Origin of the sequence: Mycobacterium sp. E2462, assembly GCF_001672685.1 — a bacterium.
Classification (GTDB): Bacteria; Actinomycetota; Actinomycetes; order Mycobacteriales; family Mycobacteriaceae; genus Mycobacterium.
In genome coordinates this window covers 1-24,094 of sequence record NZ_LZKC01000200.1, presented here as the reverse complement: position 1 = coordinate 24,094, position 24,094 = coordinate 1, and the positions used below count along the sequence as shown (strand labels likewise).

The window sequence follows — 24,094 nt, the reverse complement described above, 5'->3', positions numbered from 1 at the left end:
CATCGAGGTCCATGAACTCGTAGCGGTAGGCGCGGTCCTGGACCGTGCCGGGGCGATGCCGGCGCAGCCGCGCCCGCTTCTTGGCCGCCGCCGCCGCAGCGGCCGCCGCGGGCGCGTCCACGTCGTCGGGCGACGGCTCCGGGGACTTGCGCCGCGCCCAGCATCAGCGCCGAAGCCAGGACGGCGGCCGTTCCGGTGGCGTACAGAGCCGCACCAAGACCCTTCCCGGTCCCGGCCCTCATCCAGCCCGACATATGCATTCCTCCACTCCGCGTGTCCTGACACAGTGTGGCATAGGGCGCGCCCCAGCTACCGATTCCGGCGGCCGCCCGCGGGCGCTGCGCAGGCCCGATTCACCGCCGGAGCTGCGTCGCTATGAATCGCGTGAGTGTGTCGGAGCAACGTCGAGCGTCCGCCGGTTGGCCGCGATGCCGGTGAGCGCCACGCCCATCAGTGCCGCCGAGGCGCCCAGCATCAGCACCACGCTGCGCTCGTAGAGCAGCCCTCCGGCCAGGGAGCCGGCCATGATGCCGACCTGGAAGGCGGTGACGTACAGCCCGGACGCGCCGTCGGGGTCGTCGGCGCCGGCCCGCATCGCCGCGGACTGCATCATCGGCGACACGGCGGTCGCCATCGCTCCCCACAGCACGATCGCGGCGGTCCCGATCAACGCGGTCATCGCGGCGGACGGGTCGCCGAACACCAGGGCGGTCAACGTCACGAATGCGGCCGTCAGCCCCGCCATGCACAGAATGACGGCGCTCTTCGGGCGGCGATCCAGGGGCCGCGCGACCAGCGGCACCGACAGCAGCCCGGCCAGCCCGTAGGCGGCCAGCACCCACGCCAGGTTCGCGCCGCGCACCCCGACGACGTTGCGGATGATCTCGACGATGAACGTGTAGGAGACGAAGTGGCCCGTGACCGCGATCATGGCCAGCACGCTCACGGTGATCAACCGGCGGTTGCGGTGATGCCGCGACCGCGGGCCGACGTATTGCAGCTGGTCGGCGGTGAGCACCATCTCGGGCAGCAGCAGCCGGGCCGCCACCGTGACCAGCGCGGCCGCCACGGTGACGCACACGACCGCCAGCCGCCAGCCCCACATGAGGCTCAGCGCCGCGGTCAGCGGGCTCCCGACGACCAGCGCCAAGCTGGTGCCGACGTAGATCGACATCGTGGCGCGCCCGGCGTGGCTGGCCGGCACCAGCCGGGTCGCGATCGGGGCGATCACCGACCACAGCAGGCCGTGCGTGATCGCGCACAGCACCCGGCCGACGGCCAGAACCCCACCCCGTTCACCGGCACGCCGCCCTTCGGGCCGCCCTCATTCGTCCCGAAGACCGGCTCGACGGTGGGCGTGGGCCAGCCGATCATCATCAACTTCCCCGGAACGGTCGAGAACGCCGACGCGGCGATCGGCGCCGTGCACGTCTCGTCGGTGCCGCCGGTGCCGGGCAAGTTCTACTGGATGACCCCGACCCAGCTGCGCTGGCGCCCGCTGAGCTTCTGGCCCGCGCACACCGCGGTCACCGTCGATGCCGGCGGCACCGTCACCAATTTTCAGACCGGGGACACGCTGATCGCGACGGCCGATGACGCCACGCACCAGCTCACCATCACCCGCAACGGCACCGTGGAGAAGACCTTCCCGATGTCGATGGGCATGACGGCCGGGAACCACCAGACCCCCAACGGCACCTACTACGTGCAGGACAAGAAGGCGTCGGTGGTGATGGACTCCTCGACCTACGGGGTGCCGGTCAACTCGACCTATGGGTACAAGGTGACCGTGGAGGACGCGGTCCGCTTCGACAACGTCGGCGACTACGTGCACAGCGCGCCGTGGTCGGTCGACGATCAGGGCAAGCGCGACGTCAGCCACGGCTGCATTAACATCAGCCCCTCCAATGCGAAGTGGTTCTTCGACAACTTCGGGCCGGGCGATCCCATCGTCGTGAAGAATTCCAGCGGCGGCAATTACAAGAAGAACGACGGCTCGAGCGACTGGCTCAACTGACCGCTCCGGCGAGCCCCCTGAAAAAGGGGGCTTTCGTCGGCCCGGGGGTTATGTATAGCCTCATATATAGGCCTGTGGCCATGAAGGAGTGCCGATGCCCGGTCCACGCGAGCGCATGGTGGCGTCCGCCGCCCTGCTGATCAGGGAGCGCGGTGCCCACGCCACCGCGATTTCCGACGTGCTCGAACACAGCGGCGCGCCGCGCGGGTCGGCGTACCACTACTTCCCGGGCGGACGGACCCAATTGCTCTGCGAGGCCGTCGATTACGCCGGTGAGCACATCGCGGGCATCATCGCCGGCGCCGAGAGCGGCGCCCAGCTGCTGGACACGCTGGTCGAGAAGTACCGGCGGCAACTGCTCAAGACCGGGTTTCGGGCCGGCTGCCCGGTGGTGGCGGTCTCGGTGGAAGCGGACGAGGGCACGGTGATCGAGCGCGCGGCCGCGGTGTTCGACCGCTGGTCGGACCTGATCGCGCAACGCCTGATCGCCGACGGCGTCCCGCGGCGGCGGGCCGCGGACCTGGCGCTGCTGACCACCAGCGCGCTGGAGGGCGCGATCGTGCTGGCCCGGGTCCGCCACGACCTGACCCCCCTCGACGTCGCGCACCGCCAACTGCGCGACCTGTTGGCCGCCGCCCAAACCTGACGGGCGCAGTCGAAAGGACACCACGATGAGCAGTGCCTGGCAGCCCACCGCCTGCATCCTGTGCGAATGCAACTGCGGCATCGTGGTCGACGTCGCCGACGGGCGACTGGCCCGCATCCGCGGCGACAAGGCCCACCCGGCCTCGCAGGGCTACACGTGTAACAAGGCGCTGCGCCTGGACCACTACCAGAACAGCCGCGCGCGGCTGACGTCCCCGCTGCGCCGCCGGACCGACGGCAGCTACGAGTCGATCGACTGGGACACCGCCATCGTGGAGATCGCCGAGGGCTTCCAGCACATCCGCGACGCCTACGGCGGCGACAAGATCTTCTACTACGGCGGTGGTGGCCAGGGCAATCATCTCGGCGGCGCCTACAGCGGCGCCTTCCTCAAGGCGTTGGGCTCGAAATACCGGTCAAACGCGTTGGCGCAGGAGAAGACCGGCGAGGCCTGGATCGACGGCCAGCTCTACGGTGGTCACACCCGCGGGGAATTCGAGCACGCCGAGGTCGCGGTGTTCGTCGGGAAGAACCCGTGGATGTCGCAGAGCTTCCCGCGGGCGCGGGTGGTGCTCAACGAGATCGCCAAGGACCCGGCGCGGTCGATGATCGTCATCGACCCCGTGGTCACCGACACCGCCAAGATGTCCGACTTTCACCTGCGGGTGCACCCCGGCACCGATGCGTGGTGCCTGGCGGCGTTGGCGGCCGTGCTGGTGCAGGAAACCCTCTGCGACGAAACCTTTTTGGCGGAGCACGTGCGTGACGCCGAACCCGTGCGGGCGGCGCTGCACGACGTGCCGGTCGGCGACTACGCGCACCGCTGCGGGGTCGACGAGGAGCTGCTGCGGGCGGCGGCGCGGCGCATCGCCGCCGCCGCGAGCGTCGCGGTGTTCGAGGACCTCGGGGTGCAGCAGGCGCCCAACAGCACGCTGTGCTCGTATTTGAACAAGCTACTGTGGATCTTCACCGGCAACTTCGCGAAACCCGGTGCGCAGCATCTACATTCGTCGTTGGCCCCGCTGTTCGGGCAGTTTTCCGGCCGCACTCCCGTCACGGGCGCGCCCGTCATCGGTGGGCTGGTGCCCAGCAATGTCGTGCCGGAGGAGATCCTGACCGACCACCCCGATCGGTTCCGCGCCATGATCGTGGAGAGCAGCAATCCCGCGCACTCGCTGGCCGATTCAGCCGCGTGTCGGGAGGCCTTCCGGGCGCTGGAGCTGATGGTGGTCATCGACGTCGCGATGACCGAGACCGCCCGCCTCGCCCATTACGTGCTGCCCGCCGCGTCCCAGTTCGAGAAGCCCGAGGCCACCTTCTTCAATTTGGAGTTCCCCCGCAACACCTTTCAGCTGCGCCGGCCCGTGCTGCCGCCGCTGCCCGGGACGCTGGCCGAGCCGGAGATCTGGGCGCGGTTGGTGCGCGCGCTCGACCTGGTGACCGACGACGACCTGCGCCCGCTGCGCGAGGCCGCCGCGCGCGGGCGCCAGGCCTACACCGAGGCGTTCCTCGGCGCCGCGGCCGGCAATCCCACGGTGGCCAAGCTGCTGCCGTACGTGTTGTACGAGACGCTCGGCCCGACGCTCCCCGAGGGCCTGCGCGGCGCGGCAGCGCTGTGGGGGCTGGCGCAAAAGACCGCCCTCACCTATCCCGAGGCGGTGCGGCGCGCGGGCCACGCCGACGGCAACGCGCTGTTCGACGCGATCCTCGACAACCCGTCCGGGGTGACGTTCACGGTGCACAACTACTCGGACGACTTCGCGCTGATCAGTCACCCCGACCACAAGATCGCCCTGCACATCCCGCAGATGCTCGAGGAATTGCGGTCGCTGACCCGCACCCCACCCCGGCTGACCACCGAGGAGTTCCCGATCGTGCTGTCGGTGGGCGAGCGGCGCGCCTATACCGCCAACGACATCTTCCGCGACCCCTCCTGGCGCAAGCGGGACGCCCAGGGGGCGCTGCGGGTCAGCGTGGCCGACGCGCGGGCCCTGGGCCTGGCCGACGGTGCGCGCGCCCGCGTCTGCACGGCCACCGGCAGCGCCGAGGCGACGGTGGAGATCACCGACACGATGCTGGCCGGCCATGCGGCGCTGCCCAACGGTTTCGGCCTGGACTACGTCGACGACGACGGCCGCACCGTCGTTCCCGGCGTCGCCCCCAACGCGCTCACCTCCACCGGCTGGCGCGACCCGTACGCGGGCACGCCGTGGCACAAGCATGTGCCCGCCCGGATCGAGCCGGCGCTCAGCTCCAGATCTTGACCCGCTGCTGCGGGTCCAGGAACAGGGCGTCGTCGCTGGCGACCCCGAAGGCGTCGTAGAAGGCGTCGATGTTGCGCAGCACGCCGTTGCAGCGGAACTCCGGCGGCGAGTGCGGGTCCACCGCCAGCCGCCGGATCGCCTCGGCCTCACGGGATTTGGTGCGCCACACCTGGGCCCAGCCGTAGAACACCCGCTGCTCGCCGGTCAGGCCGTCGATGACCGGGGCCTGTTCACCGTTGAGCGACAACTGGTAGGCCAGCAGGGCGATCGACAGCCCGCCCAGGTCACCGATGTTCTCCCCGACGGTAAAGGCGCCGTTGACGTGGTGCTTGGCGTCGAGGCCGCGGGGCGTGTAGCCCTCGTACTGGGCGATCAACGCGTCGGTGCGGGCGCCGAATTCGCGTCGATCGCTGTCGGTCCACCAGTCGATCAGGTTGCCGTCGCCGTCGTATTTGGCGCCCTGGTCGTCGAACCCGTGGCCGATCTCGTGCCCGATCACCGCGCCGATCCCGCCGTAGTTGGCGGCGTCGTCGGCCTCGGCGTCGAAGAAGGGCGGCTGCAGAATGGCTGCGGGAAAGACGATTTCATTCATCCCGGGGTTGTAGTAGGCGTTGACCGTCTGTGGCGTCATGAACCACTCGTCGCGGTCCACCGGGCCGCCCAGCTTGGCCAGGTCGCGGTCGTGCTCGAGGGCGTAGCCGCGCTGGAAGTTGCCGTACAGGTCGCCCCGGTCGATCACCAGCGTCGAGTAGTCCCGCCACTTGTTCGGGTAGCCGACCTTGGCGGTGAACTTGCCCAGCTTGGTCAGGGCGCGTTCCCGGGTCTCGGGCGTCATCCAGTCCAGCTCGCCGATGCTCTGCCGGTACGCGGCTTGCAGATTGTCCACCAGCGTGTCGATCCGGGCCTTGGCGTCCGGCGGGAAATGCCGCTGCACGTAGAGCTTTCCGACGGCGTCGCCCATCAGGCTCTCCACCAGCGACACCGCCCGCTTCCACCGGTCGCGGATCTGCTCGGCGCCGGTCAGCAGGCGGCCGTAGAACTCGAAGTCCGCCGCGACGATCTCGTCGGTCAGCCAGGCGGCACGGGCGCGCAGCAACCGCCACCGCGCCCAGCTCTTCCACACCTGCACATCCTCGTTGCGCCACAGCTCGGCGAAGGTGCGCACGTAATCCGGCTGCCGCACCACGATTTCCGCGAGCGCCTCCGAGCTGGTGCCGAACGCGGCCGCCCAGCCGGGCCAGTCGAAGCCGACGGACTCCTCCTGCAATTCGGCGAAGGTGCGCAGGTTGTAGCTCAAATCGGCGTCGCGGCGCTTGACCACGTCCCAGTGGGCCTCGGCCAGCCGGGTCTCCAGGCCGACGATCCGCTCGGCGGTCTGCAGGTGATCGGCCGGCTCCCCGCCGAACACCAGGGCGAACATCCGCGCGATGTGGCCCGGGTAGGCCTCCAGCACGGCGGCGTGCCGCTCCTCGCGGTAATAGGACTCGTCGGGCAGCCCGAGGCCGGACTGGGTGAAGTGCACCAGGTAGCGGCTCGAGTTCTTGGCGTCGGTGTCCACGTAGACCCCGACGCCACCGCCCGCGCCGGTGCGCTGCAGGGCGCCCAGCGCGGCGGCCAGCGCGTCGGCGTCGGCGGCGTCGTCGATCACGGCCATCTCCTCGAGCAGCGGCCGCACCCCGCGCCGCCGGACGGTCTCTTCGTCGAGGAAGCTGGCGTACAGGTCGCCGATGCGCTGTTCGTCGGTGCCCGCGGCCGCGCCCTGCTCGCTGGCCTCGACGATCAGGTCGCGGACCTGCTCCTCGGCGCGGTCGTAGAGGTCGCGGAAGGCGCCGTCGGTGGCCCGGTCCGGCGGGATCTCGTACTCGGCCAGCCACCGTCCGTTGACGTGACCGAACAGGTCGTCCTGGGGGCGGATGGCTGCGTCGACGTAGCTCAGGTCGATCCCCGAGCGGAGGGCCGTATTCGTCACCCCGCCATCCTTCCATCTTTGCCGGGTGCGACGATCGGGCCATGTCCGACGGCGAGCGCACCGAGCCATCCAGCCCCGAAGCAGCAGCCGACCCGAAAACCGACCGGAAAGCCGACGGCAAAGCCGACCCCGATGCCGACCACGACGACGACCACGACGACGACGCGGCCGGCGAACTGATCTCGAACTACGGCCTCGCGTCGGCGTTCCTCGGGGTGCTGTCGGTGGCCGCGGTCGTGCTGGCCGGCTTGATCTGGTCGGCACACCGCGACGCGGCGGACGAGCGGGGCTACCTGAGCCGGGTGATGCAGTCCGCGGCCGACTGGGCGGGCGTGCTGATCAACATGAACAGCGGCAACGTCGACGCCAGCTTGCAGCGGCTGCACGACGGCACGGTCGGGGAGCTCAACGCCGACTTCGACGCCGCCGTGCAGCCCTACCGGCAGGTGGTGGAGAAGCTGCAGTCGAAAAGCGCCGGCCGGATCGACGCGGTGGCGATCGAATCGGTGCGCCACGACCTGGACCCCCAGCCCGGCGCCGCACATCCGCCGGGCTCGGAGACGATCCCCACCAAGCTGCCGCCGTTCGCCAGCCGAACGGATTCGGTGCTGCTGATCGCCACCTCGGTCAGCGAGAACGTCGGCGCCAAGCCGCAGACCGTGCACTGGAACCTGCGGCTCGACGTCTCCGACGTGGACGGCAAGCTGCTGATCTCCGGGCTGGGGTCGATCCGATGAGAAACGTCTGGCGGCTCTTCGCCTTCGACATCCTGGCGCCGCTGGCCGCGGTCGCCGCGCTGCTGGCGATCGGTGTGGTGCTGGGTTGGCCGGTGTGGTGGGTTTCCGGGGCGTCGATCCTGATCCTGCTGGTGGCCGAGGGCATCGCCATCAACCTCTGGCTGCTGCGCCGCGATGCGGTCAGCGTCGGCACCGACGACGACGCGCCCGGGCTGCGCCTGGCCGTCGTCTTCCTGTGCACGGCGGCGCTCTGCGCGGCGGTGCTGACCGGCTACACGCACTGGACGCGCTCGGACCGGGAGTTCTCCGACGACTCGAAACGGGTGGTGCAGGTCGCGACCGGCATGGCCGAGGCGATGGCGTCGTTCAGCCCCACCGCACCGACCAGCACCATCGACCGGGCCACGGCGCTGATCGTCCCCGAGCACGCGGCGTCGTTCAAGGAGCAGTACGACCGGTCCAGCGCCGACCTGGCCCAGCACCGGGTCACCGCCCAGGCCGCCACCGTGGCGGCCGGCGTCGAGGCGCTGGGACCGTCGGCGGCCAGCGTGGCGGTGGTCTTGCGGGTGACGCAGAACGCGCCGGGCCAGCCGCCCAGTCAGGCGGCGCCGGCGCTTCGGGTGACGCTGACCAAGCGTGACGGCGCCTGGCTGGTGGCCGACGTGTTGCCGGTGCGGTGACGCCTCAGTTGGCGTCGCGGCTGGTCTTCACCTTGACGAAACGGTCGGAGAGCCGCCGCATCCGGATCATCAGCGCCGCCGACGGGCTGGTGCTGGCGTCGAGGTAGGCCGCGAGCTCTTCGGGGGCCACCCCGATGCGGGACGCGAATTCCTGCAGCCCCAGGCCCGACCGGTCGATGAGCAGCCGCACATGGCGGGCCACCTCGCCGCGCTCGTTGGCCTCCAGGTGGGTGCGGGCGCGCTCCAGCACCTCCCACAGCGCCTTGGCGATCCCGGAGGGCCGGGTGCCTTCCAGCACCTCCTCGACCTGGCGGGCGGTCCGGCCGTACGGGTCCCGCTTCAGCGCGGCGGCGATGCGCTTCCAGGTGCCGATCTCGCCGCCCTGCAGCGCCGCCCGGATGGCGGCCGTCGACCAGAATTCGACCGGCTGGTCGGATTCGGTCGCGGGGCCCTGCCCGGTGCCCGGGTATTCGCTGTCCCGCGTGCGCTCTTCCACGGCCGGCCGGTGGGCCGGCGGTGCAGGGCGTCGGTCCGATGCCAACGTCACCTCGCCTCCTCCAGCATCGCTACGGCTACTGATAGGCAACGCTGCCTGATCTCTTCCCAGTCGGAGTGAGCGTCGGCGTCCGATCCCGCGGTCTCGTCGAGGTCACACGGGTTGGGGTCTGCCAGTCGACGAACCAACTGGGAGGCAATCCATTGCCGCCTCGGTGATTGACAACAGTAATACCTGTCCATTCCGGCCAGTACCACGGCGGCGGTCTCCGGTTCTACTGACTCCACCATGTCGGCGAATTCGGCGTAGTCGCGTCGGGTGTTACGGGACATGATCAGGTAGCCCTTGAGGCGCAGCGCCTCCGCGCCGGTCGGGACCTGCAGCCGGTCGCCGGTGGGCAGCTGCACGTGGGTGGTTTCCACCGGGCTGCTGCGCTCGTATCGGGGATGATCGGCGTCGCCGCGGCCGGGGTCGCTCTCCAGCGCGTCGATGGCGACCGATAGGCGGCCCCGCCACAGGGTCACCGGGTGCACCGGCCGGTCCGTCCCGCTGATCGCCTTGGCGATGCCGTTGCGCGACGACAGGCCCGCGCGCTTCCGGGCGCCGGAGGCACCGTGCGGCCGACCGCCGGCCTTCGCGTCGGCGCCCACCAGCGACTTCTCCTCGTCCAGGCTGACCTGGTGCGGGATCTGCCCCGGCCCCAGGCCGCGGCTCTGCTCCTGGCGGCCGCAGCCGGTGAACGCGAGCGGGTCGGTCACGCAGATTGCGTCCGGCGCCAGGTGCTTGAGCTTCGCGGCGGACTTGAGCACCATCCGCAGGTCGGCGCTCGGCGCCACCAGCGCCGAGATGTCGTCGGGAATGACCACGACGTCGCCCAGGTCGACGTCCGGCAGCGGCTTGTCGAAGTCGACCGACGGCAGGATGCGGGCCAGCCACGGGGGCAGCCACCAGTTCCACTGGGCGAACATCGCCATCAACGCCGGCACCATGACCAGGCGCACCACGGTGGCGTCGACCGCGATGGCGACGGCGCACGCGACGCCGATCTCGGCGACCAGCGGCATGCCGGCGAACGCGAACCCGATGAAGACCGCGATCATGATCAGCGCGGCGCTGGTGATGGTGCGGGCGCTGGTGCTGACGCCGTAGGCGACGGCGTCGCGGGTGTTACCGGAGTGCAGGAACCGTTCCCGGATCCGGGTCAGCAGGAAGATCTCGTAGTCCATCGACAGCCCGAACGTCATCGCCAGGACCAGCGGCGGCACGGTGCTGTCGATCGAGCTGATCTGGACGAAGCCGAGTTCCTTAAGCCAGCCCCATTGGAACACCATCACCAGGCTTCCGTAGGCGGCCGCCACCGACAGCAGCGTCATCAGGACGCCCTTGAACGCCAGGAACACCGAGTGCACCGACAGCAGCAGCATCACGAACGCGATCAGCGCGACGAACGCCAGCACCAGCGGCTCGGTGGCCGAGACCCGGTCGTCGAAGTCCTTGATCAACGCGGTCGGTCCGCCGATGTCCACCCGCGCGGTGCCGGCGTCGGGAATCGCGGGCAGCTCGTGGCGCAGCCAGCCGACGGTCTCGCGGGCCCGCATGTCCTCGGGATCCACCGACAGCACCGCGGACAGCAGGGCGCTGCCGTTGTCCTCGGCGAACTGCGGCGGCGACACCGTCACGATGTTGGGCGATTGCGAGATCTTCTGCCGGATCGCGCCGATGGTCTGTGCGTGCTCGGGCGACGCCGCGCCGCCGTCCGGGAAGGTGATCAGCACCCGGATCGGGCCGAGCGCGCCGGGCCCCAACGCCTGCGCGGCCGCCCCGACGCCGGCGCGGATCTCGTGGGCCGAGTCGAATTGGCGCAGCAGGCTGTTGCCCAACACCATCGACGAGGCCGGCGCCGCCATGGCCAGCAGCACCAGCGACGCGCCCAGCGCCGAGATCCACGGGCGGCGCATCACCCAGCCGATCCAGCGGTTCCAGAACCGCGACTGCGTGCTTTCCGGTCGACGCGACCAGTGCAGCAGCGGCGAGCGCTTGGCGGCGGCCCGCCCGAACGTCGCCAGCGCCGCGGGCGTCAGCGTGGTCGAGGTCAGCATCGCCACCGCGACGGCGAGGATCGCGCCGGTGGCCATGGACTTCAGCGCCGGGGTGTTGATCACGTAGATCCCGGTCAGCGAGGCGATGACGGTCAGCCCGGACAGCACGACCGCCAGCCCGGACGTGGACATGGCGGCGTCGACGGCCTGCTGGGGCTGGCGGCCGGTGCGCAGCTCCTCGCGGAACCGCATCAGGATGAACAGCGAATAGTCGACGGCCAGGGCGATGCCGAACATCGACACCGTGGAGGTGACGAACACCGACATGGTGGTGTACGCCGACAGCAGGTAGACCAGCCCCATGGTCACCACGACGGTGCAAACGCCCAGGGCGAGCGGGATCGCGGCGGCGGCCAGGGAGCCGAACACCGCCAGCAAGACGATCAGGATGACCGGCAGGTTCCAGCGCTCGGCGGCGGCGATGTCGTGCTTGGTGTTGGCGGCCGCGGCGGCGGACAGGGCGCCCTGACCGATGACGTAGAGGCGGACCCGCCCGTCGGCGGTCTGGCCGGCCTGGTCGCCCTTGATGCCGACCTTCTTGCGGAGCTGTTTGGCGAGGTCGCTGGTGCCCGAGTTGTGGGAGTCGAGCTGCAGCGAGATCACGAACGGGCGGTCGGGCTGCGGCGGTCGCTGGGTGGGGTTGGGCGCCTCGCTGACGCCGGGGTACTCGGCGACGATCCCGCGCAGCAGCGCCACCGCGTCGTTCATGTCCTGATAGCTGGCGTCCGGGCGGGGCGCGGCCACCAACGCCAGCGACGACGACCCCTGGTCGTGATAGAGGTTGTCGAGCTGGTCGTGGACCGCCAGGGATTGCGATCCGGCCACTTCGAAACCCCCGCCGGTGAGGTTTCCGGACTGCGTCAGCGCCAAATACACCGCCGGCACCAATGCCAGCAACCAGCCCGTGAAGACCAACCAACGGTATCTACGCAGGCTGCGGCTGAGGCGCATCATTAACTGCTGGATTTCAGGCTCCCCGTTTTTCGCTTAACGCGCGTGCTGGCGAGGATACCCCAGCGCGCTGTGCCGCAAAGGGGCTTCGCAACTTCCTGAGCTGCAACGACGGTGTTGTTGCCAACCCGCTGCGAAGTTGTTGTGAACCGGTGACGGGCGGGATCTGGGTCACATGCGCGCCCGCGACTTGGCGTGCTCGCCGCCGGTGATGGCAGGATGTCGGATGGCCTGCGGCGACGGGGTTTTCCGCGCGGGGCGAGCCGTTTCGCGGCGTTAGTTCGCGTGGCGCCGCCCGCCTGCGGGCCGATCGCACACTCACGAGGAGTCATCAATGACGACAGCGCACGCACGCCGCAGGATTCTCACCGGGCTGCTCGCCCTGACGGCGCCGGGCGCCGCGGTCGCGCTGCTGGCCGGTGGCTCCGCCACCGGCGCCCACGACCCCTGCGCGGCCAGCGAGATCGCCCGCACCGTCGGGTCCGTGTCGAAGTCGATGGGCGACTATCTGGACTCGCATCCGGAGACCAACCAGACGATGACGTCGATGCTGCAGCAGCAGGCCGGCCCCCAGTCGCTGGGCGGCCTCAAGTCCTACTTCGAGGCCAACCCGAAGGTCGCCGGGGACATGACCTCGATCGCGCAGCCGCTGAGCAACCTTTCGCTGCAGTGCAAGCTGCCGATCTCGCCGTCGCAGGCGCTGGGCATGATGCAGCAGGCCCAAGGCGCCGCCGGCGGCCTGCCCGCGCTGCCCGGCAACCCGGCGGGCGCCTCCCCGCTGGGCGGCTTCGTCGCGCTGCTGCTGCTCGCGCAGGCGGTGGCGTCGCGGCCCGAGCTGATCGACGGGATCGGCTGCCGGGTTCTGTCGTGGGTCAACTCGGTGCGCGGCCGCCCCGCGGACGCGGGGCTGCACCGGTGGCGCGAGACGCTGATGCAGCTGGAATCGGTCAGCCTCGGCCGGCGGGACCTGTCGGTGGCGTTCAGCTGGTCGCTGCTCAACTGGATCGCCGACGTGGCGTGCCTGGGCTTCGCGGCCTATGCCGCCGGGGACCACGCGTCGGTCGCGGGGCTCACGGTCGCCTACGCCGCCGCCCGCGCGGTCGGGACCATCCCGCTGATGCCCGGCGGCCTGCTGGTCGTGGAGGCGGTGCTGGTGCCGGGCCTGGTGTCCAGCGGCATGTCGCTGCCCAACGCCATCTCGGCGATGCTGATCTACCGGCTGATCAGCTGGCTGCTGCTGGCCGCGATCGGCTGGGTCGTGTTCTTCTTCGTGTTCCGCACCGAGCCGTTGGCCGATCCCGACGACCCGGCGGACGACGCCCCGACCGGCCCGATCCCCGGGCTGGGCCGCGGCCTCCCCGGTGCCACCGATCCGACCGACACCGCCCTGCAGGGGCCGCTACCGCCCGACCGGGCGCCCGGCGCGCGGGAATAGCTATCCCGCGGTGTTGCCGCGCGGCGGGCCGGGCAGCGGGTTGGCGGCCGCCGGCGGGCTGGGCTGCGGCGCGGCCGGCGGGATCGCGGCCGGACCCGTCTCGCCGCCCAGCGGGGAGGCGCCCGCCGGCCCGGTTCCGGCGGGGCGGGATGCGTCGGGTCGTGCGGGTGGCGCGGCGCCGCGGCCACCAGGCTGGCCGCCACCGGCGGCCGCGCCGGGCGGCCGTTGAGGGTGGGGCGCTTGCGTTCGTCGGGCAAGTCGATCTCGCCCAGGCCGATCCGGTTCTGCAGGCGGCGCGCCCAGCGCGGCGCCCACCAGCAGTCGTCGCCCAGCAGCTTCATCACCGACGGCACCAGGAACATCCGGACCACGGTGGCGTCCAGCAGCAGCGCCGCCATCAGGCCGAACGCCAGGTACTTCATCAACACCAGGTCGGAGAACACGAACGAACCGGCGACCACCGCCAGCACCAGCGCCGCCGCGGTGATCAACCGCCCGGTGGTCGCCGTGCCGATGCGGATGGCCTCCGCCGTCGACATGCCCCGCTCCCTGGCCTCGACCATGCGGGAGACCAGGAACACCTCGTAGTCGGTGGCCAGCCCGAAGCCGACCGCCACCACCAGCGCGATGAGGACCACCATCAGCGACGTCGGCGTGAAGTTCAGCCACTTCGACAGGTGCCCGTCGACGAAGATCCAGGTCAGGATGCCCAGCGTCGACCCCAGGGTCAGCGCGCTCATCAGCACCGCCTTGACCGGCAACACCACCGATCCGAACGCCAGGAACATCAGCAACAGCGTGGCGCTGAGCAACAGCACCAACATCAGCGGACCCTTCGCCGCCAGGCTGTGAATGCTGTCCTGCTCCAGCGCCGGCGTGCCGCCGACCAGCAGCGTGAGTCCCTTGGGCGGCGAGATGGCCCGCAGCTCGTTGATCTTCTTCGCCGCGTCGCTCTTGCTGACCAGGCCGTTCTGGATCACCCGTATCGAGTCGTCCTTGGGATGCGTCCCGTTGGGCCCGCTCACGCACGGGTTACCCGCGATCGTCGGGCAGGGCCGCTCCTCCCACGTCTTGTCGGTGAAGCCGGAGATCGAGCTGATCCGGTTGCGGATGTCGGCGACCTGTTGGTCGGTGACCTTGCTGCCGTTGGTGCTCTCGATCACCACGGTCAACTGCTCGGTGCGGTAGCCGGGGAACAGCTTGTCGAAGTGCTGCTGCGCCTGGCGGACCGGGTTGTCCGGCGGCAGGTACTTCTCGCTCATGCCGCCGAAGGACAGGTTGCCCAGCGGGATGACCAGCAGGATCATGCCGACCGCGATGGGGATCGCGAAGGCCAGCGGCCGCTTCATCACCCAGTTCACCAGCTTGCCCCAGAAGCCGGCCTCGACCTCTTCCCGGGTCTTGGTCTTCTGCAACCGGTCGGCCAGCCAGTTCAGGTAGGCGCGCGAGACCTTCCAGTGGCGCAGGAACGGCACCCGGAACGCGGTCCGGACCCCGAGCGCGTCGACGTGGCGGCCCAGGATGGCCAGGCACGCCGGCAGGAAGGTGATCGACAGCAGCGCCGCCAGCCCCACCGCGGCGAAGATCGCGTACGTCAGCGAGTGCACGAAGCCCTGCGGCAGCACCAGCAGGCTGGCGCTGGACGCGATGATCAGCACCGCCGAGAACGTCACGGTGCGGCCGGCCGTCATCACGGTGCGCCGCACCGCGGCTTCGGTGTCGTAGCCCTCCGCGATCTCCTCCCGGAACCGGCTCACCACGAACAGGCCGTAGTCGATGGCGATGCCCAGGCCGATCAGCGAGACCACCGGCTGGGCGAAGAAGTGCACCGGCCCGAACACCGCGACCAGGCGCAGGATGCCCAGCGCGCCGGCGATGCTCAAACCGCCGACGATGGCCGGCAGGCCGGCGGCGACGGCGCCGCCGAACACCAGGAACAGCACCACCGTCACCAGCGGCAGCGCCAGCACCTCCATGCGGCGCTGGTCGGTGGCGATGGTGCCGGTCAGCGCGTTGGCGATCGGCTCGAGGCCGGCCAGTTGCACGGTGCCGCCGTCCAGCTTCTGCAGGTCCGGCGCGATCGTCTTGTAGTTGTTGAGGATGGTGTCGTCGTCGTCGCCCTTGAGCGGGATCGACACGAAGGTGTGCTTGCGGTCCTCGCTGGCCATGCCCTTGATGATCGGGCTGGTGCTGTCCGGGGCGGCCAGCCAGCCGGCCCAGCCGACGACCTGGTCGGGGTGATCGGTCTTGAACTTGTTGAGCTCACCGACGATCTTGTCGCGCCACGCCGGGTCGTCGACCGTCTTGCCGTTGGGCGCGGTGAACGTCGCCACCACGTGGCTGGTGCGGTCGCGGCCGTAGGTCTGGTCACCCAGCACCGAGGCCTTCACCGACTGACTGCCCTCGTCGTAGAAACCGCTCTGCGTGACGTGCTTGCCGAGGCTGATCCCGAAGACGCCGCCGAGGAGGCACAGAGCTACAGTGACCCCGATTACGATGTACCGGAATCGGTACACGGTTCGACCCCACCAGGCGAACACGCAAGCTCCTTACTGGATCGTTGACGACCCGCGCAATGTCCTTCGGTTTTTCCAGCCAGTGTCACACACGCGCGGTCAACAGCGCGGACAGCGGCCGGAACGGCTGAAGCCACGCCCCCTGGTCAGGCAGCGAATCTAGGCCGATTCGCGGCAACGGCTCCCGGAAAACACCCGCGATGTCCTCCAGGTCGACAAAGTCCAAGGTATCCGACGCTAGCGCCCAACTCGCGTGTTCGCGAAATCCGATCACCTGGACGCTGACCCCGCTGCGAGCTATCTCCTCCAGCGGCAAGCGGAACGCCTGACCGTCGGCCGAGGCCACCACCAGCGCCGCGAGCCCTTCGGCGCGGCGCCGCTCGATGTGGGCGAGCATGTCGCGGTCCACGTCGCTGTCCTCGTCGATCTTGGGCTTGGCGAAGACGGCGAACCCGACGTTGCGCAGGGCGTCCACCCAGGGCCGCACCACGTCGGCGCTACCCGGGGCGATGTTGGTGAAGACGGTCGCCTCCGGTTCCACGACGACGCCCGGCCGGCCCGCGCTCACCTCGGCCGTGCGGCCCAGCAGCCAGCGCCCCAGGGCGTCGAACCGCGGCCGCTCCAGGGCCGTCGGCCGCCGCCCGAGGATCGAGCCCAGGCCCATGTCCAGGTTGGGGGCGTCCCACACCAACAGCACGCGCCCGCCCGGCGGGGTGAACGTGCCGAGGTCGCCCTGCGGCGCACCGGAGAGCACCTCGGGGTCTTCCAGCGGCTCGGCTCCCGCCGCGGCCTGTTCCGTCAGGCTCATATGCATCGCCTATTCGTTGCCTGATCTCGCCCGGTCAGTTCCGAAGCCAGATGAACTCGGTGACGAGGCTGCCCGCTTCCTGAGCTTTCGTCTCGTACTTGGTTGTCGGGCGAACCGTCGAGATCCCCAGCCGACCACCCGGATCGGCCCTCCGCAACCGGGGTTCGGCGTCGCCGACCTCGGCGATGTGCTCGGCGTACCCCGCGTGATCCGTCGCGACGTGCAGCACACCACCCGGGAGTAGCCGGTCGGCGATCATGCCAACCGTGCCCGGCTGCAGGAAGCGCCGCTTGTGATGGCGCGCCTTGGGCCACGGGTCGGGGAAGAACACACGGACCCCGGCCAGCGTGCCCGGCGCGATCAACCGCTGCAGCACCTCCACGGCGTTGCCGCGGATCAGCCGGATGTTGTCGACCTGGTCGCGGTCGATCGCGACCAGCAGCTGCGCCAGCCCACGCCGGTAGATCTCCACCGCAATGACGTCGACGTCGGGCTCCTGCTTGGCCATCGCGAGCGTTGAAGTCCCGCTGCCGCAACCGATTTCGAGGACCAGCGGCGCCTGGCGGCCGAACCACGCCTGCGGATCGAGGGTCGGCTCGCGCGGGCCGTCGTCGCCGTCGGGCGAGGGTCCCAGCGAAAGACCCAGCTGCGGCCAGCGGCGCTCCCACGTCTGGCGCTGACCGTCGGAGAGGGCCGAGCGCCGCGAGCGGAACGTCGACGCGGGGAGCAGGCGCTGCTCGTGGCGCTCCGGTGTGCCCACCGGCGTGCCGGGTGACACCGACACCCCGCGTTGCGCTTGCATTTGTCCATGGTGGCCCATGAATGCCGGATGTAGCCGCCCCTGGTCCGGATTGATACCCAACAGTTGCTTTGAGCTGGTAGTTGTCAAACGGTGGCTCGCATCGTGACAGCGCAGGTGCCACCATGCGGTGGAACCACGAGACGAGCGGGGGGAGCCCGGCGGTCGGGAATTCCGGTGGGACGGCCCGCCGGGCGGCCGGGCCGATCGAATCGAACGGGCGGGGCATGAGGGGACAAGGACACCAGATTTTCGTCGACGAACTGGCGCGATTCGCCGCCGGCTGCGCCGACCCGCGCGTGACGTCGATCGCCGAGCGCGCCGCAGCGCCGTTGCGCCTGGTGGTCGACGGCCGCCCGGGCGTCGGCCGCGCCACGGTGGCCCGCGCGCTGGACGGGGCGGGGATCACCGCCCGGGTCCGGGGCACCGCCGAAGCAGACGCCGCAGTCGCCGCCGACGTGGTGGTCTACGTGCTGGCCGAGGTGGTCAAGCCCGAGGACGCCGCGGCGATCGCCGCCGCCGATCGCCCGGTGGTCGCCGTGCTCAACAAGGCGGACCTGACGGCCCTGTCCGGGCGTGGCGGGGACGAGCCGCTGGTGGCCGCCCGCGCCCGCTGCGCGGAGCTGTCCGCCCGCGCCGGCGTCGCCGTCGACCCGATGATCGGGGTGCTGGCGGTCGCCGCGCTGACCGAGCTGGACCGCGACGGCACTGGCGGCAGCGCGGGTTCGCTGTGGGCGGCGCTGCGCACGCTGGCCGCCCATCCCGGCGGGGTGGGCCTCGACGGGTCCTTCGCGGGTTTCCTGGGCGCCGAGTACCCGGCGGACAGCCCGCTGCCGGCCGACGCGCGCGAGCGCCTGCTGCGCGCCCTGGACCTGTTCGGCATCGCCCTGGGGATCGCCGCCGCCCGGCAGGGACGGACGGCGGCGCAGGCTCGGAAGCTGTTCCGCCGGACCAGCGGCGTGGACGCCGTCCTGGGGCGGATCGCCGGCGCGGGCGCCGAGGCCCGCTATCAGCGGGTGCTGACCGCGGTGGCGGAGCTGGAGGCGCTGGCCGTCGGCGACGCGGCCCTCGGGGAGCGCATCACCGGCTTCCTGTCGCGCGACGACACCGTGGTGGCGCGCATGGCCGCCGCCGTCGACCTCGCCGAGGCGGCCGGCCTCGATCCCGAGGGCCCCGGGTCCCCCGACATGAACGGCGCGGGGCACCGCGACCCGACCGCGCACCTGCCGCGGGCGGTGCGCTGGCAGCGCTACAGCCGCGCCAGCAGCAGCGACCTGCACCGCGCCTGCGGCGCCGACATCGCCAGGGGGTCGCTGCGGCTGTGGTCGCAGGCGTGCGGGTCCCTGCCGGGGCAGTGGGCATGAGCGACGACCACGACGATCCGGGCGGGCCGGTCTCGGCGGTCTCGGCGGTCGACGCGCTGGTCGCCGGTGCCGCGCCCGGGCTGGCGATGCCCGCCACGCACCGCCGCGACGTGGCGCTGGTGACCGGCCCGTGGCTGGCCGGGGTGAGCGGGGTGGCCGCGGCCCTGCGTGAACGGTTGTCGCAGCACAAGTTCGTCGAATCGACGGATCTGGGATCCGGCGACGCGCCGCTGGCGGTCGTGTTCGTCGTCTCGGCGGCGACGCCGCTGACCGACTCCGACTGCGCGCTGCTGGACGCCGCGGCCGAGCACACCGACGCCGTGGTGGGCGTGGTGTCCAAGATCGACGTGCACCGGGGCTGGCGGGACGTGCTCGCCGCCAACCGGGACGCGCTGGCCGCGCACGCGCCGCGGTACGGCCGGGTGCGCTGGGTCGGCGCGGCGGCCCGGCCCGACCTCGGCGACCCTGCGGTCGACGACCTCGTCGGCGCGGTCTCTGGGCTGCTCGCCGACCCGGACCTGGCGCGGCGCAACCGGCTGCGCGAGTGGGATTCCCGGCTGCGGACCGTCGCGCACCGGTTCGACCGCGACGTCGAAGGCGCCGGCCGGCGGGCCCGGGTGGAGGCGCTGCGCGAGGAGCGCGCCGGCGCGCTGCAGCAGCGGCGCGAGGCGAAGGCCGAGCGCACCATCACGCTGCGGGGCCAGATCCAGCAGGCGCGGGTGCAGCTGTCGTACTTCGCGCGCAATCGGTGCACCTCGGTGCGCACCGAACTGCAGGAGGACGCGGCCGCGCTGTCCCGGCGCGCGATGCCGGAGTTCGCCGACCGCGCGCGGGAACGCCTGGACGAGGTGGTCGGCGAGGTCAGCGACGGGGCCGAGAGCCAGCTCGCCGACGTGGCCCACGCGCTGGACGTGGCGATAGACCTGCCGGCGCCCCGGGAGCTGCCGACCGTCGACGTCCCCGCCGTGCCGCTGACCTCGCGCCGCCAGGAGACCTGGCTGACGGCGGTGTTGGGCGTCGGTTTCGGCCTGGGCGTCGCCCTGACGCTGAGCCGGCTGCTCACCGGCCTGGCGTCCCGGTTGAGCCCCGCCCTGACCGTCGCCGGTGCGGCGGCGTGCGTGGCGATCGGGCTGGCGCTGACCTTCGTGGTCATCCACATCCGCGGCCTGCTGCGCGACCGCGCCCTGCTCGATCGCTGGGCCGGCGACGCGACCGCCGCGCTGCAGTCCGTCGCCGAGGAGCTCGTCGCCACCCGGGTCCTGGTGGCCGAGTCGCTGCTGAGCAAGGCGCTGCTGGCCCGCGACGAGGCCGAGAACCAGCAGGTGAGCGGCGCGGTGGGGATCATCGACACCGAATTGCGTGCGCACGCCGCGGCCGCCGCCCGCGCCGCCGCCGCGCGCGACCGGGACATGCCCGCGGTGCTGAGCGCCTGGAACGCGGTGCGTGCAGAGCTAGGCGAACCGGGTATACCTGCCCAGGAAAACCCTACCGACGGGGCGGGGAGCGTCGAGCCCGAGAAACCCGCTGTGAGGAGCGACGATGAGGAACCGGACTGAGTTTCTGAATCGTTGTAGTGAGAAGGCTTATACCTGCCCGAGACTCACTCGACAAGCGCGCCACGATAACCTGTAGTTAACGCCACCATGCAAGCAGTTGTGTGGGTGATGGCATAACGAGCAATGAAGCCCGAAACGAAACACCAGGAGAGTTCGATGACTTCAGCGACCATTCCCGGTCTGGACAACGCCCCTACCAACCATCCCGGGCTGCTGTCCTGGGTGCAGGAGGTCGCGGAGCTCACGCAGCCCGACCGGGTGGTCTTCGCTGACGGCTCCGACGAGGAGTTCAACCGGCTGGCCGAGCAGCTGGTCGCCGCCGGCACCTTCAAGCGGCTGAACGAGAAGAAGCACCCGAACTCCTACCTGGCGCTGTCCGACCCGTCCGACGTCGCGCGGGTGGAGTCGCGGACGTTCATCTGTTCCGAGCGCGAGATCGACGCCGGCCCCACCAACAACTGGATGGACCCGGCCGAGATGCGCTCGACGATGACCGACCTGTACCGAGGCTGCATGCGGGGCCGCACCATGTGGGTGGTGCCGTTCTGCATGGGCCCGCTGGGCGCCGACGACCCCAAGCTGGGCGTCGAGATCACCGACTCCGAGTACGTCGTGGCCTCCATGAAGGTGATGACGCGGATGGGCAAGGCCGCGCTGGAGAAGATCGGCGACGACGGCTTCTTCGTCAAGGCGCTGCACTCGGTGGGCGCTCCCCTCGACGAGGGCCAGCAGGACGTGCCCTGGCCGTGCAACGACACCAAGTACATCACCCACTTCCCGGAGACCCGCGAGATCTGGAGCTACGGGTCGGGCTACGGCGGCAACGCGCTGCTGGGCAAGAAGTGCTACTCGCTGCGGATCGCCTCGGCCATGGCCCACGACGAGGGCTGGCTCGCCGAGCACATGCTGATCCTCAAGCTGATCTCCCCGGAGAACAAGGCCTACTACTTCGCCGCGGCGTTCCCGTCCGCGTGCGGCAAGACCAACCTCGCCATGCTGCAGCCCACCATCCCCGGCTGGCGCGCCGAGACGCTCGGCGACGACATCGCGTGGCTGCGGTTCGGCAAGGACGGCCGCCTGTACGCGGTGAACCCGGAGTTCGGCTTCTTCGGCGTGGCGCCCGGCACCAACTGGAAGTCCAACCCCAACGCCATGCGCACCATCGAGGGCGGCAACACCGTCTTCACCAACGTCGCGCTGACCGACGAGAACGACGTGTGGTGGGAGGGCCTGGAGGGCGACCCGCAGCACCTGGTCGACTGGAAGGGCAACGACTGGTACGCCGGCAAGACCGAAACGCCTGCCGCGCACCCGAACTCGCGGTACTGCACCCCGATGTCGCAGTGCCCCATCCTGGCGCCGGAGTGGGACGACCCGCAGGGCGTGCCGATCTCGGGCATCCTGTTCGGCGCTCGCCGCAAGACCACCGTGCCGCTGGTGACCGAGGCCCGCGACTGGCAGCACGGGGTGTTCATGGGCGCCACCATGGGCAGCGAGCAGACCGCCGCCGCCGAGGGCAAGGTCGGCACCGTCCGCCGCGACCCGATGGCCATGCTGCCGTTCCTGGGCTACAACGTCGGCGACTACTTCCAGCACTGGATCGACCTGGGCAAGCAGTCCGACGAGTCCAAGCTGCCGAAGGTGTTCTTCGTCAACTGGTTCCGTCGCGACGCAGACGGCGGCTTCCTGTGGCCGGGCTTCGGCGAGAACAGCCGGGTGCTGAAGTGGATCGTGGACCGCATCGAGCACCAGGCCGGCGGGCAGGACACCCCGATCGGCGTCGTGCCGACGGCCGACGACCTGTACCTCGACGGCCTCGACGTCAGCAAAGACGACGTCACCAAGGCGCTGGCGGTCAACCCCGCCGAGTGGCGCGAGGAATTGCCGCAGATCGAGGAGTGGTTCGAGTTCGTCGGCGAGAAGCTGCCGACCGGCGTCAAGGACGAGTTCGAGGCCCTCAAACAGCGGCTCGGCGAAGCCGGCTAAGCCCGGCCCGGTTACTCAAAGGCGCGATCTCGCGTTGGCCTTCTTGTCGACGTACATCAACTCGTCGGCCCGCGCGAGCAGCTCGTCCACCGTCGGGCTCTCGGTGGCCGGCGCCCGCACCAGCCCGACGCTCGCCGACAGGCGGTACGGGCGGTCGCTGGTCTCGTTGAACCGCCGAAACGCCTCGTCGAGCCGCTCCTTGAGGGACGCCGTGTCGTTCTCGCTTTCGCTGACCATGACGCAGAACTCGTCGCCGCCCATGCGGGCGAGGATGTCGGATTCTTCCTTCATGTCGCGCAGGGTCTGCGCCACGTCCTTGATCAGGCAGTCGCCGACGTCGTGGCCCAGTTCGTCGTTCACCCGTTTCAGCCCGTCGACGTCGAGAAAGGCCAGGACGCAGCTGCGCCCCAGGTGGTGCGTGCCATGCAGCTTCTGCTCGGCCCTCAGGTAGAACCCGCGGCGGTTGTTGAGCCCGGTCATCTCGTCGGTGATCGACAGCCGGCGGATCTCCTCGTTCGCCGATTCCAGCGCGGCGGTGCGGTCGCGCACCCGCTGCTCCAACTCGGAGTACACCTGGACGTTCTCCATGGCGATCGACGTCGAGTCGGCCAGCGCCTGCAGCAGCCGGACCTCCTGGTCCGACGGCGAGTGCTGGTGTGCCCAGTAGTTGCCGATGGCCCCGATCGGGTTCTGTTTGCGGATCGGGACCATGACCAGGCTCTTGACGAAGGTCGGCTGGTAGATACCCCGGGGGATCCGCGGGTCGTGGTAGACGTCCGGGATGATCGCGGCCTCGCGGTTGAGCATCGCCCAGCCGCTGACGCACACCTCGATCGGGAAGCGGCTGCCCTTCCACAGGGGCGCGATCGCGTCCTCGTCGGCGTAGTAGCACGTGTTGTCGTCGCGCAGCACGAAGGTGGCGCCGTCGCAGCCGGTCAGTTCCCGCGCCGACGACCGGACGATGAGCTGCACCTCGGCGAGGCTGCGCGCCAGCGACAGTTCCTGCACCGCCTCCAGGAGCCGTTCCATGCCGCCGACGTAGTCGTAGGCCCCGAACTCGCGGTCGGAGGTGCAGCAGGCCGCGGGCGCATCCAGGGGCTCGGCGGTCATTCACACCTCCCTACGGCGGCACAGCAAACGCACAATCACGTTACACGATCGACGCGTCGCGGCGGCCGACCGTCACGGCGAATCGCCCCATCTGTCGACCGCCGCCGCCGTGTCCGGGCACAGCGCGTGGCTGGCGAAGAACAGGATTTTGCCGGCCTGGCCGGGCTCATACCCGGCGCGCAGCGCGGCCTGGGCGGCCACGTCCGGGGCGGCGTTGTGATGCAGTTGCTGGCAGATGGAGTTGCCGATGTCGAGCGCCGTCGCGGGGTTGCTGTAGGCGATGTGGGCGGCGTCCAGGCCGGACAGATAGTCGGAGGTGCCGTCGGCGCGGGCGGCCGGCGCGGCGCCGATCGAGATTGACAGCGCCGCGGACGCGACCAGCCACGTTTTCATGGCGCGAGCTTAAAGCGCGGCGGCAGCAATTGCCCACCGAACCGCGTTACGGATATCGGTCCTTCTCGGCGCGCTGCGAGCCGGTGGCTGGCAAACCACGCCTGCTTGCGGGCGGCCGGCCCCCAGCGCGTCCGCGGCAGCGCCGATGGCGGTGGCGGTGGCGGAGGTGCTCGAATGGTGGCGATGGTGAACCTCGATCGGCGGCGCGCGTTGTCCGGGGCCCTCGCGGTGGGTTGTCTGTTGGCCGGCTGCCACGGCGGACCAGCGGC

Annotated in this window: 15 protein-coding genes and 3 pseudogenes; 9 read left to right on the top strand and 9 right to left on the bottom strand. The window is 70.6% G+C overall.

Annotated features, from left to right (window positions below; translation table 11 throughout):
- Positions 1–373: 373 nt before the first annotated feature.
- Positions 374–1,285, bottom strand: a pseudogene (locus A5714_RS10245) (MFS transporter); the annotation flags it as partial.
- Here A5714_RS10245 and A5714_RS10240 point away from each other — a divergent pair.
- The 3 genes and pseudogenes from A5714_RS10240 to A5714_RS10230 all read left to right on the top strand — a co-directional run.
- Positions 1,259–2,017 (top strand): annotated as a pseudogene (locus A5714_RS10240) (L,D-transpeptidase family protein); the annotation flags it as partial. The pseudogenes A5714_RS10245 and A5714_RS10240 overlap by 27 nt on opposite strands.
- Positions 2,018–2,111: 94 nt before the next feature.
- Positions 2,112–2,663: a TetR/AcrR family transcriptional regulator gene (locus A5714_RS10235; protein ID WP_068069758.1), complete on the top strand. Its 552-nt coding sequence runs from the start codon at positions 2,112–2,114 to the stop codon at positions 2,661–2,663.
- 25 nt (positions 2,664–2,688) lie between these two features.
- Positions 2,689–4,926 (top strand): molybdopterin-dependent oxidoreductase, encoded by a 2,238-nt coding sequence (locus tag A5714_RS10230; RefSeq protein ID WP_068284976.1) that lies wholly within the window; start codon positions 2,689–2,691, stop codon positions 4,924–4,926.
- Here the strand turns inward: A5714_RS10230 and A5714_RS10225 are convergent.
- Positions 4,910–6,895, bottom strand: a complete 1,986-nt coding sequence (locus A5714_RS10225; protein WP_068284974.1) for a M13 family metallopeptidase — start codon at positions 6,893–6,895, stop codon at positions 4,910–4,912. The genes A5714_RS10230 and A5714_RS10225 overlap by 17 nt on opposite strands.
- Before the next feature lie 41 nt (positions 6,896–6,936).
- On the opposite strand from A5714_RS10225, the gene A5714_RS10220 reads away from it, so the two are divergent.
- Complete coding sequence (locus tag A5714_RS10220) at positions 6,937–7,632, top strand: hypothetical protein (protein WP_068284972.1); 696 nt, start codon at positions 6,937–6,939, stop codon at positions 7,630–7,632.
- Complete coding sequence (locus tag A5714_RS10215; RefSeq protein ID WP_068284969.1) at positions 7,629–8,312, top strand: hypothetical protein; 684 nt, start codon at positions 7,629–7,631, stop codon at positions 8,310–8,312. The genes A5714_RS10220 and A5714_RS10215 overlap by 4 nt, the downstream gene beginning before the upstream one ends.
- A gap of 4 nt (positions 8,313–8,316) precedes the next feature.
- Here the strand turns inward: A5714_RS10215 and A5714_RS10210 are convergent, their stop codons facing one another.
- Positions 8,317–8,859, bottom strand: coding sequence for a hypothetical protein (locus tag A5714_RS10210; RefSeq protein ID WP_068073833.1), 543 nt, complete (start codon positions 8,857–8,859; stop codon positions 8,317–8,319).
- Complete coding sequence (locus tag A5714_RS10205; RefSeq protein WP_068284967.1) at positions 8,856–11,861, bottom strand: efflux RND transporter permease subunit; 3,006 nt, start codon at positions 11,859–11,861, stop codon at positions 8,856–8,858. Before A5714_RS10205 ends, A5714_RS10210 begins: the two co-directional genes overlap by 4 nt.
- A 331-nt stretch (positions 11,862–12,192) precedes the next feature.
- On the opposite strand from A5714_RS10205, the pseudogene A5714_RS27080 reads away from it, so the two are divergent.
- A pseudogene (locus A5714_RS27080) lies at positions 12,193–13,071 on the top strand (hemophore); the annotation flags it as partial.
- Here the strand turns inward: A5714_RS27080 and A5714_RS10195 are convergent.
- The 3 genes from A5714_RS10195 to trmB all read right to left on the bottom strand — a co-directional run bounded on the left by A5714_RS10195 (position 13,071) and on the right by trmB (position 17,437).
- Positions 13,071–15,833 (bottom strand): MMPL family transporter, encoded by a 2,763-nt coding sequence (locus A5714_RS10195; RefSeq protein WP_231975861.1) that lies wholly within the window; start codon positions 15,831–15,833, stop codon positions 13,071–13,073. The pseudogene A5714_RS27080 and the gene A5714_RS10195 overlap by 1 nt on opposite strands.
- Positions 15,834–15,894: 61 nt before the next feature.
- On the bottom strand, positions 15,895–16,617 hold the full coding sequence (locus A5714_RS10190) for an NYN domain-containing protein (RefSeq protein WP_068070115.1): 723 nt from the start codon (positions 16,615–16,617) through the stop codon (positions 15,895–15,897).
- Positions 16,618–16,651: 34 nt separating this feature from the next.
- Entirely contained in the window at positions 16,652–17,437 is a 786-nt protein-coding gene (gene trmB, locus A5714_RS10185) for a tRNA (guanosine(46)-N7)-methyltransferase TrmB (protein WP_197513632.1), read from the bottom strand.
- A 206-nt stretch (positions 17,438–17,643) separates the two neighbouring features.
- On the opposite strand from trmB, the gene A5714_RS10180 reads away from it, so the two are divergent.
- The 3 genes from A5714_RS10180 (at position 17,644) to A5714_RS10170 (ending at position 22,322) form a co-directional block, all read left to right on the top strand.
- Entirely contained in the window at positions 17,644–18,780 is a 1,137-nt protein-coding gene (locus tag A5714_RS10180; RefSeq protein ID WP_068284957.1) for a hypothetical protein, read from the top strand.
- Complete coding sequence (locus A5714_RS10175) at positions 18,777–20,336, top strand: hypothetical protein (RefSeq protein ID WP_068284978.1); 1,560 nt, start codon at positions 18,777–18,779, stop codon at positions 20,334–20,336. The genes A5714_RS10180 and A5714_RS10175 overlap by 4 nt, the downstream gene beginning before the upstream one ends.
- Positions 20,337–20,492: 156 nt before the next feature.
- On the top strand, positions 20,493–22,322 hold the full coding sequence (locus tag A5714_RS10170) for a phosphoenolpyruvate carboxykinase (GTP) (RefSeq protein WP_068070118.1): 1,830 nt from the start codon (positions 20,493–20,495) through the stop codon (positions 22,320–22,322).
- Between the two features lie 15 nt (positions 22,323–22,337).
- On the opposite strand, the gene A5714_RS10165 is transcribed toward A5714_RS10170, so the two are convergent.
- Positions 22,338–23,432, bottom strand: a complete 1,095-nt coding sequence (locus A5714_RS10165) for a sensor domain-containing diguanylate cyclase (RefSeq protein ID WP_068204621.1) — start codon at positions 23,430–23,432, stop codon at positions 22,338–22,340.
- Positions 23,433–23,504: 72 nt separating this feature from the next.
- Entirely contained in the window at positions 23,505–23,825 is a 321-nt protein-coding gene (locus A5714_RS10160; protein ID WP_068284955.1) for a DUF732 domain-containing protein, read from the bottom strand.
- Positions 23,826–24,094 lie beyond the last annotated feature (269 nt).

Coding starts and splice junctions, on each gene's coding strand:
- A5714_RS10160 (WP_068284955.1), bottom strand. CDS start 23,825: ATGAAAACGTGGCTGGTCGCGTCCGCGGCGCTGTCAATCTCGATCGGC.
- A5714_RS10190 (WP_068070115.1), bottom strand. CDS start 16,617: ATGAGCCTGACGGAACAGGCCGCGGCGGGAGCCGAGCCGCTGGAAGAC.
- A5714_RS10205 (WP_068284967.1), bottom strand. CDS start 11,861: ATGATGCGCCTCAGCCGCAGCCTGCGTAGATACCGTTGGTTGGTCTTC.
- A5714_RS10220 (WP_068284972.1), top strand. CDS start 6,937: ATGTCCGACGGCGAGCGCACCGAGCCATCCAGCCCCGAAGCAGCAGCC.
- A5714_RS10170 (WP_068070118.1), top strand. CDS start 20,493: ATGACTTCAGCGACCATTCCCGGTCTGGACAACGCCCCTACCAACCAT.
- A5714_RS10175 (WP_068284978.1), top strand. CDS start 18,777: ATGAGCGACGACCACGACGATCCGGGCGGGCCGGTCTCGGCGGTCTCG.
- A5714_RS10165 (WP_068204621.1), bottom strand. CDS start 23,432: ATGACCGCCGAGCCCCTGGATGCGCCCGCGGCCTGCTGCACCTCCGAC.
- trmB (WP_197513632.1), bottom strand. CDS start 17,437: ATGGGCCACCATGGACAAATGCAAGCGCAACGCGGGGTGTCGGTGTCA.
- A5714_RS10180 (WP_068284957.1), top strand. CDS start 17,644: ATGAGGGGACAAGGACACCAGATTTTCGTCGACGAACTGGCGCGATTC.
- A5714_RS10230 (WP_068284976.1), top strand. CDS start 2,689: ATGAGCAGTGCCTGGCAGCCCACCGCCTGCATCCTGTGCGAATGCAAC.
- A5714_RS10215 (WP_068284969.1), top strand. CDS start 7,629: ATGAGAAACGTCTGGCGGCTCTTCGCCTTCGACATCCTGGCGCCGCTG.
- A5714_RS10235 (WP_068069758.1), top strand. CDS start 2,112: ATGCCCGGTCCACGCGAGCGCATGGTGGCGTCCGCCGCCCTGCTGATC.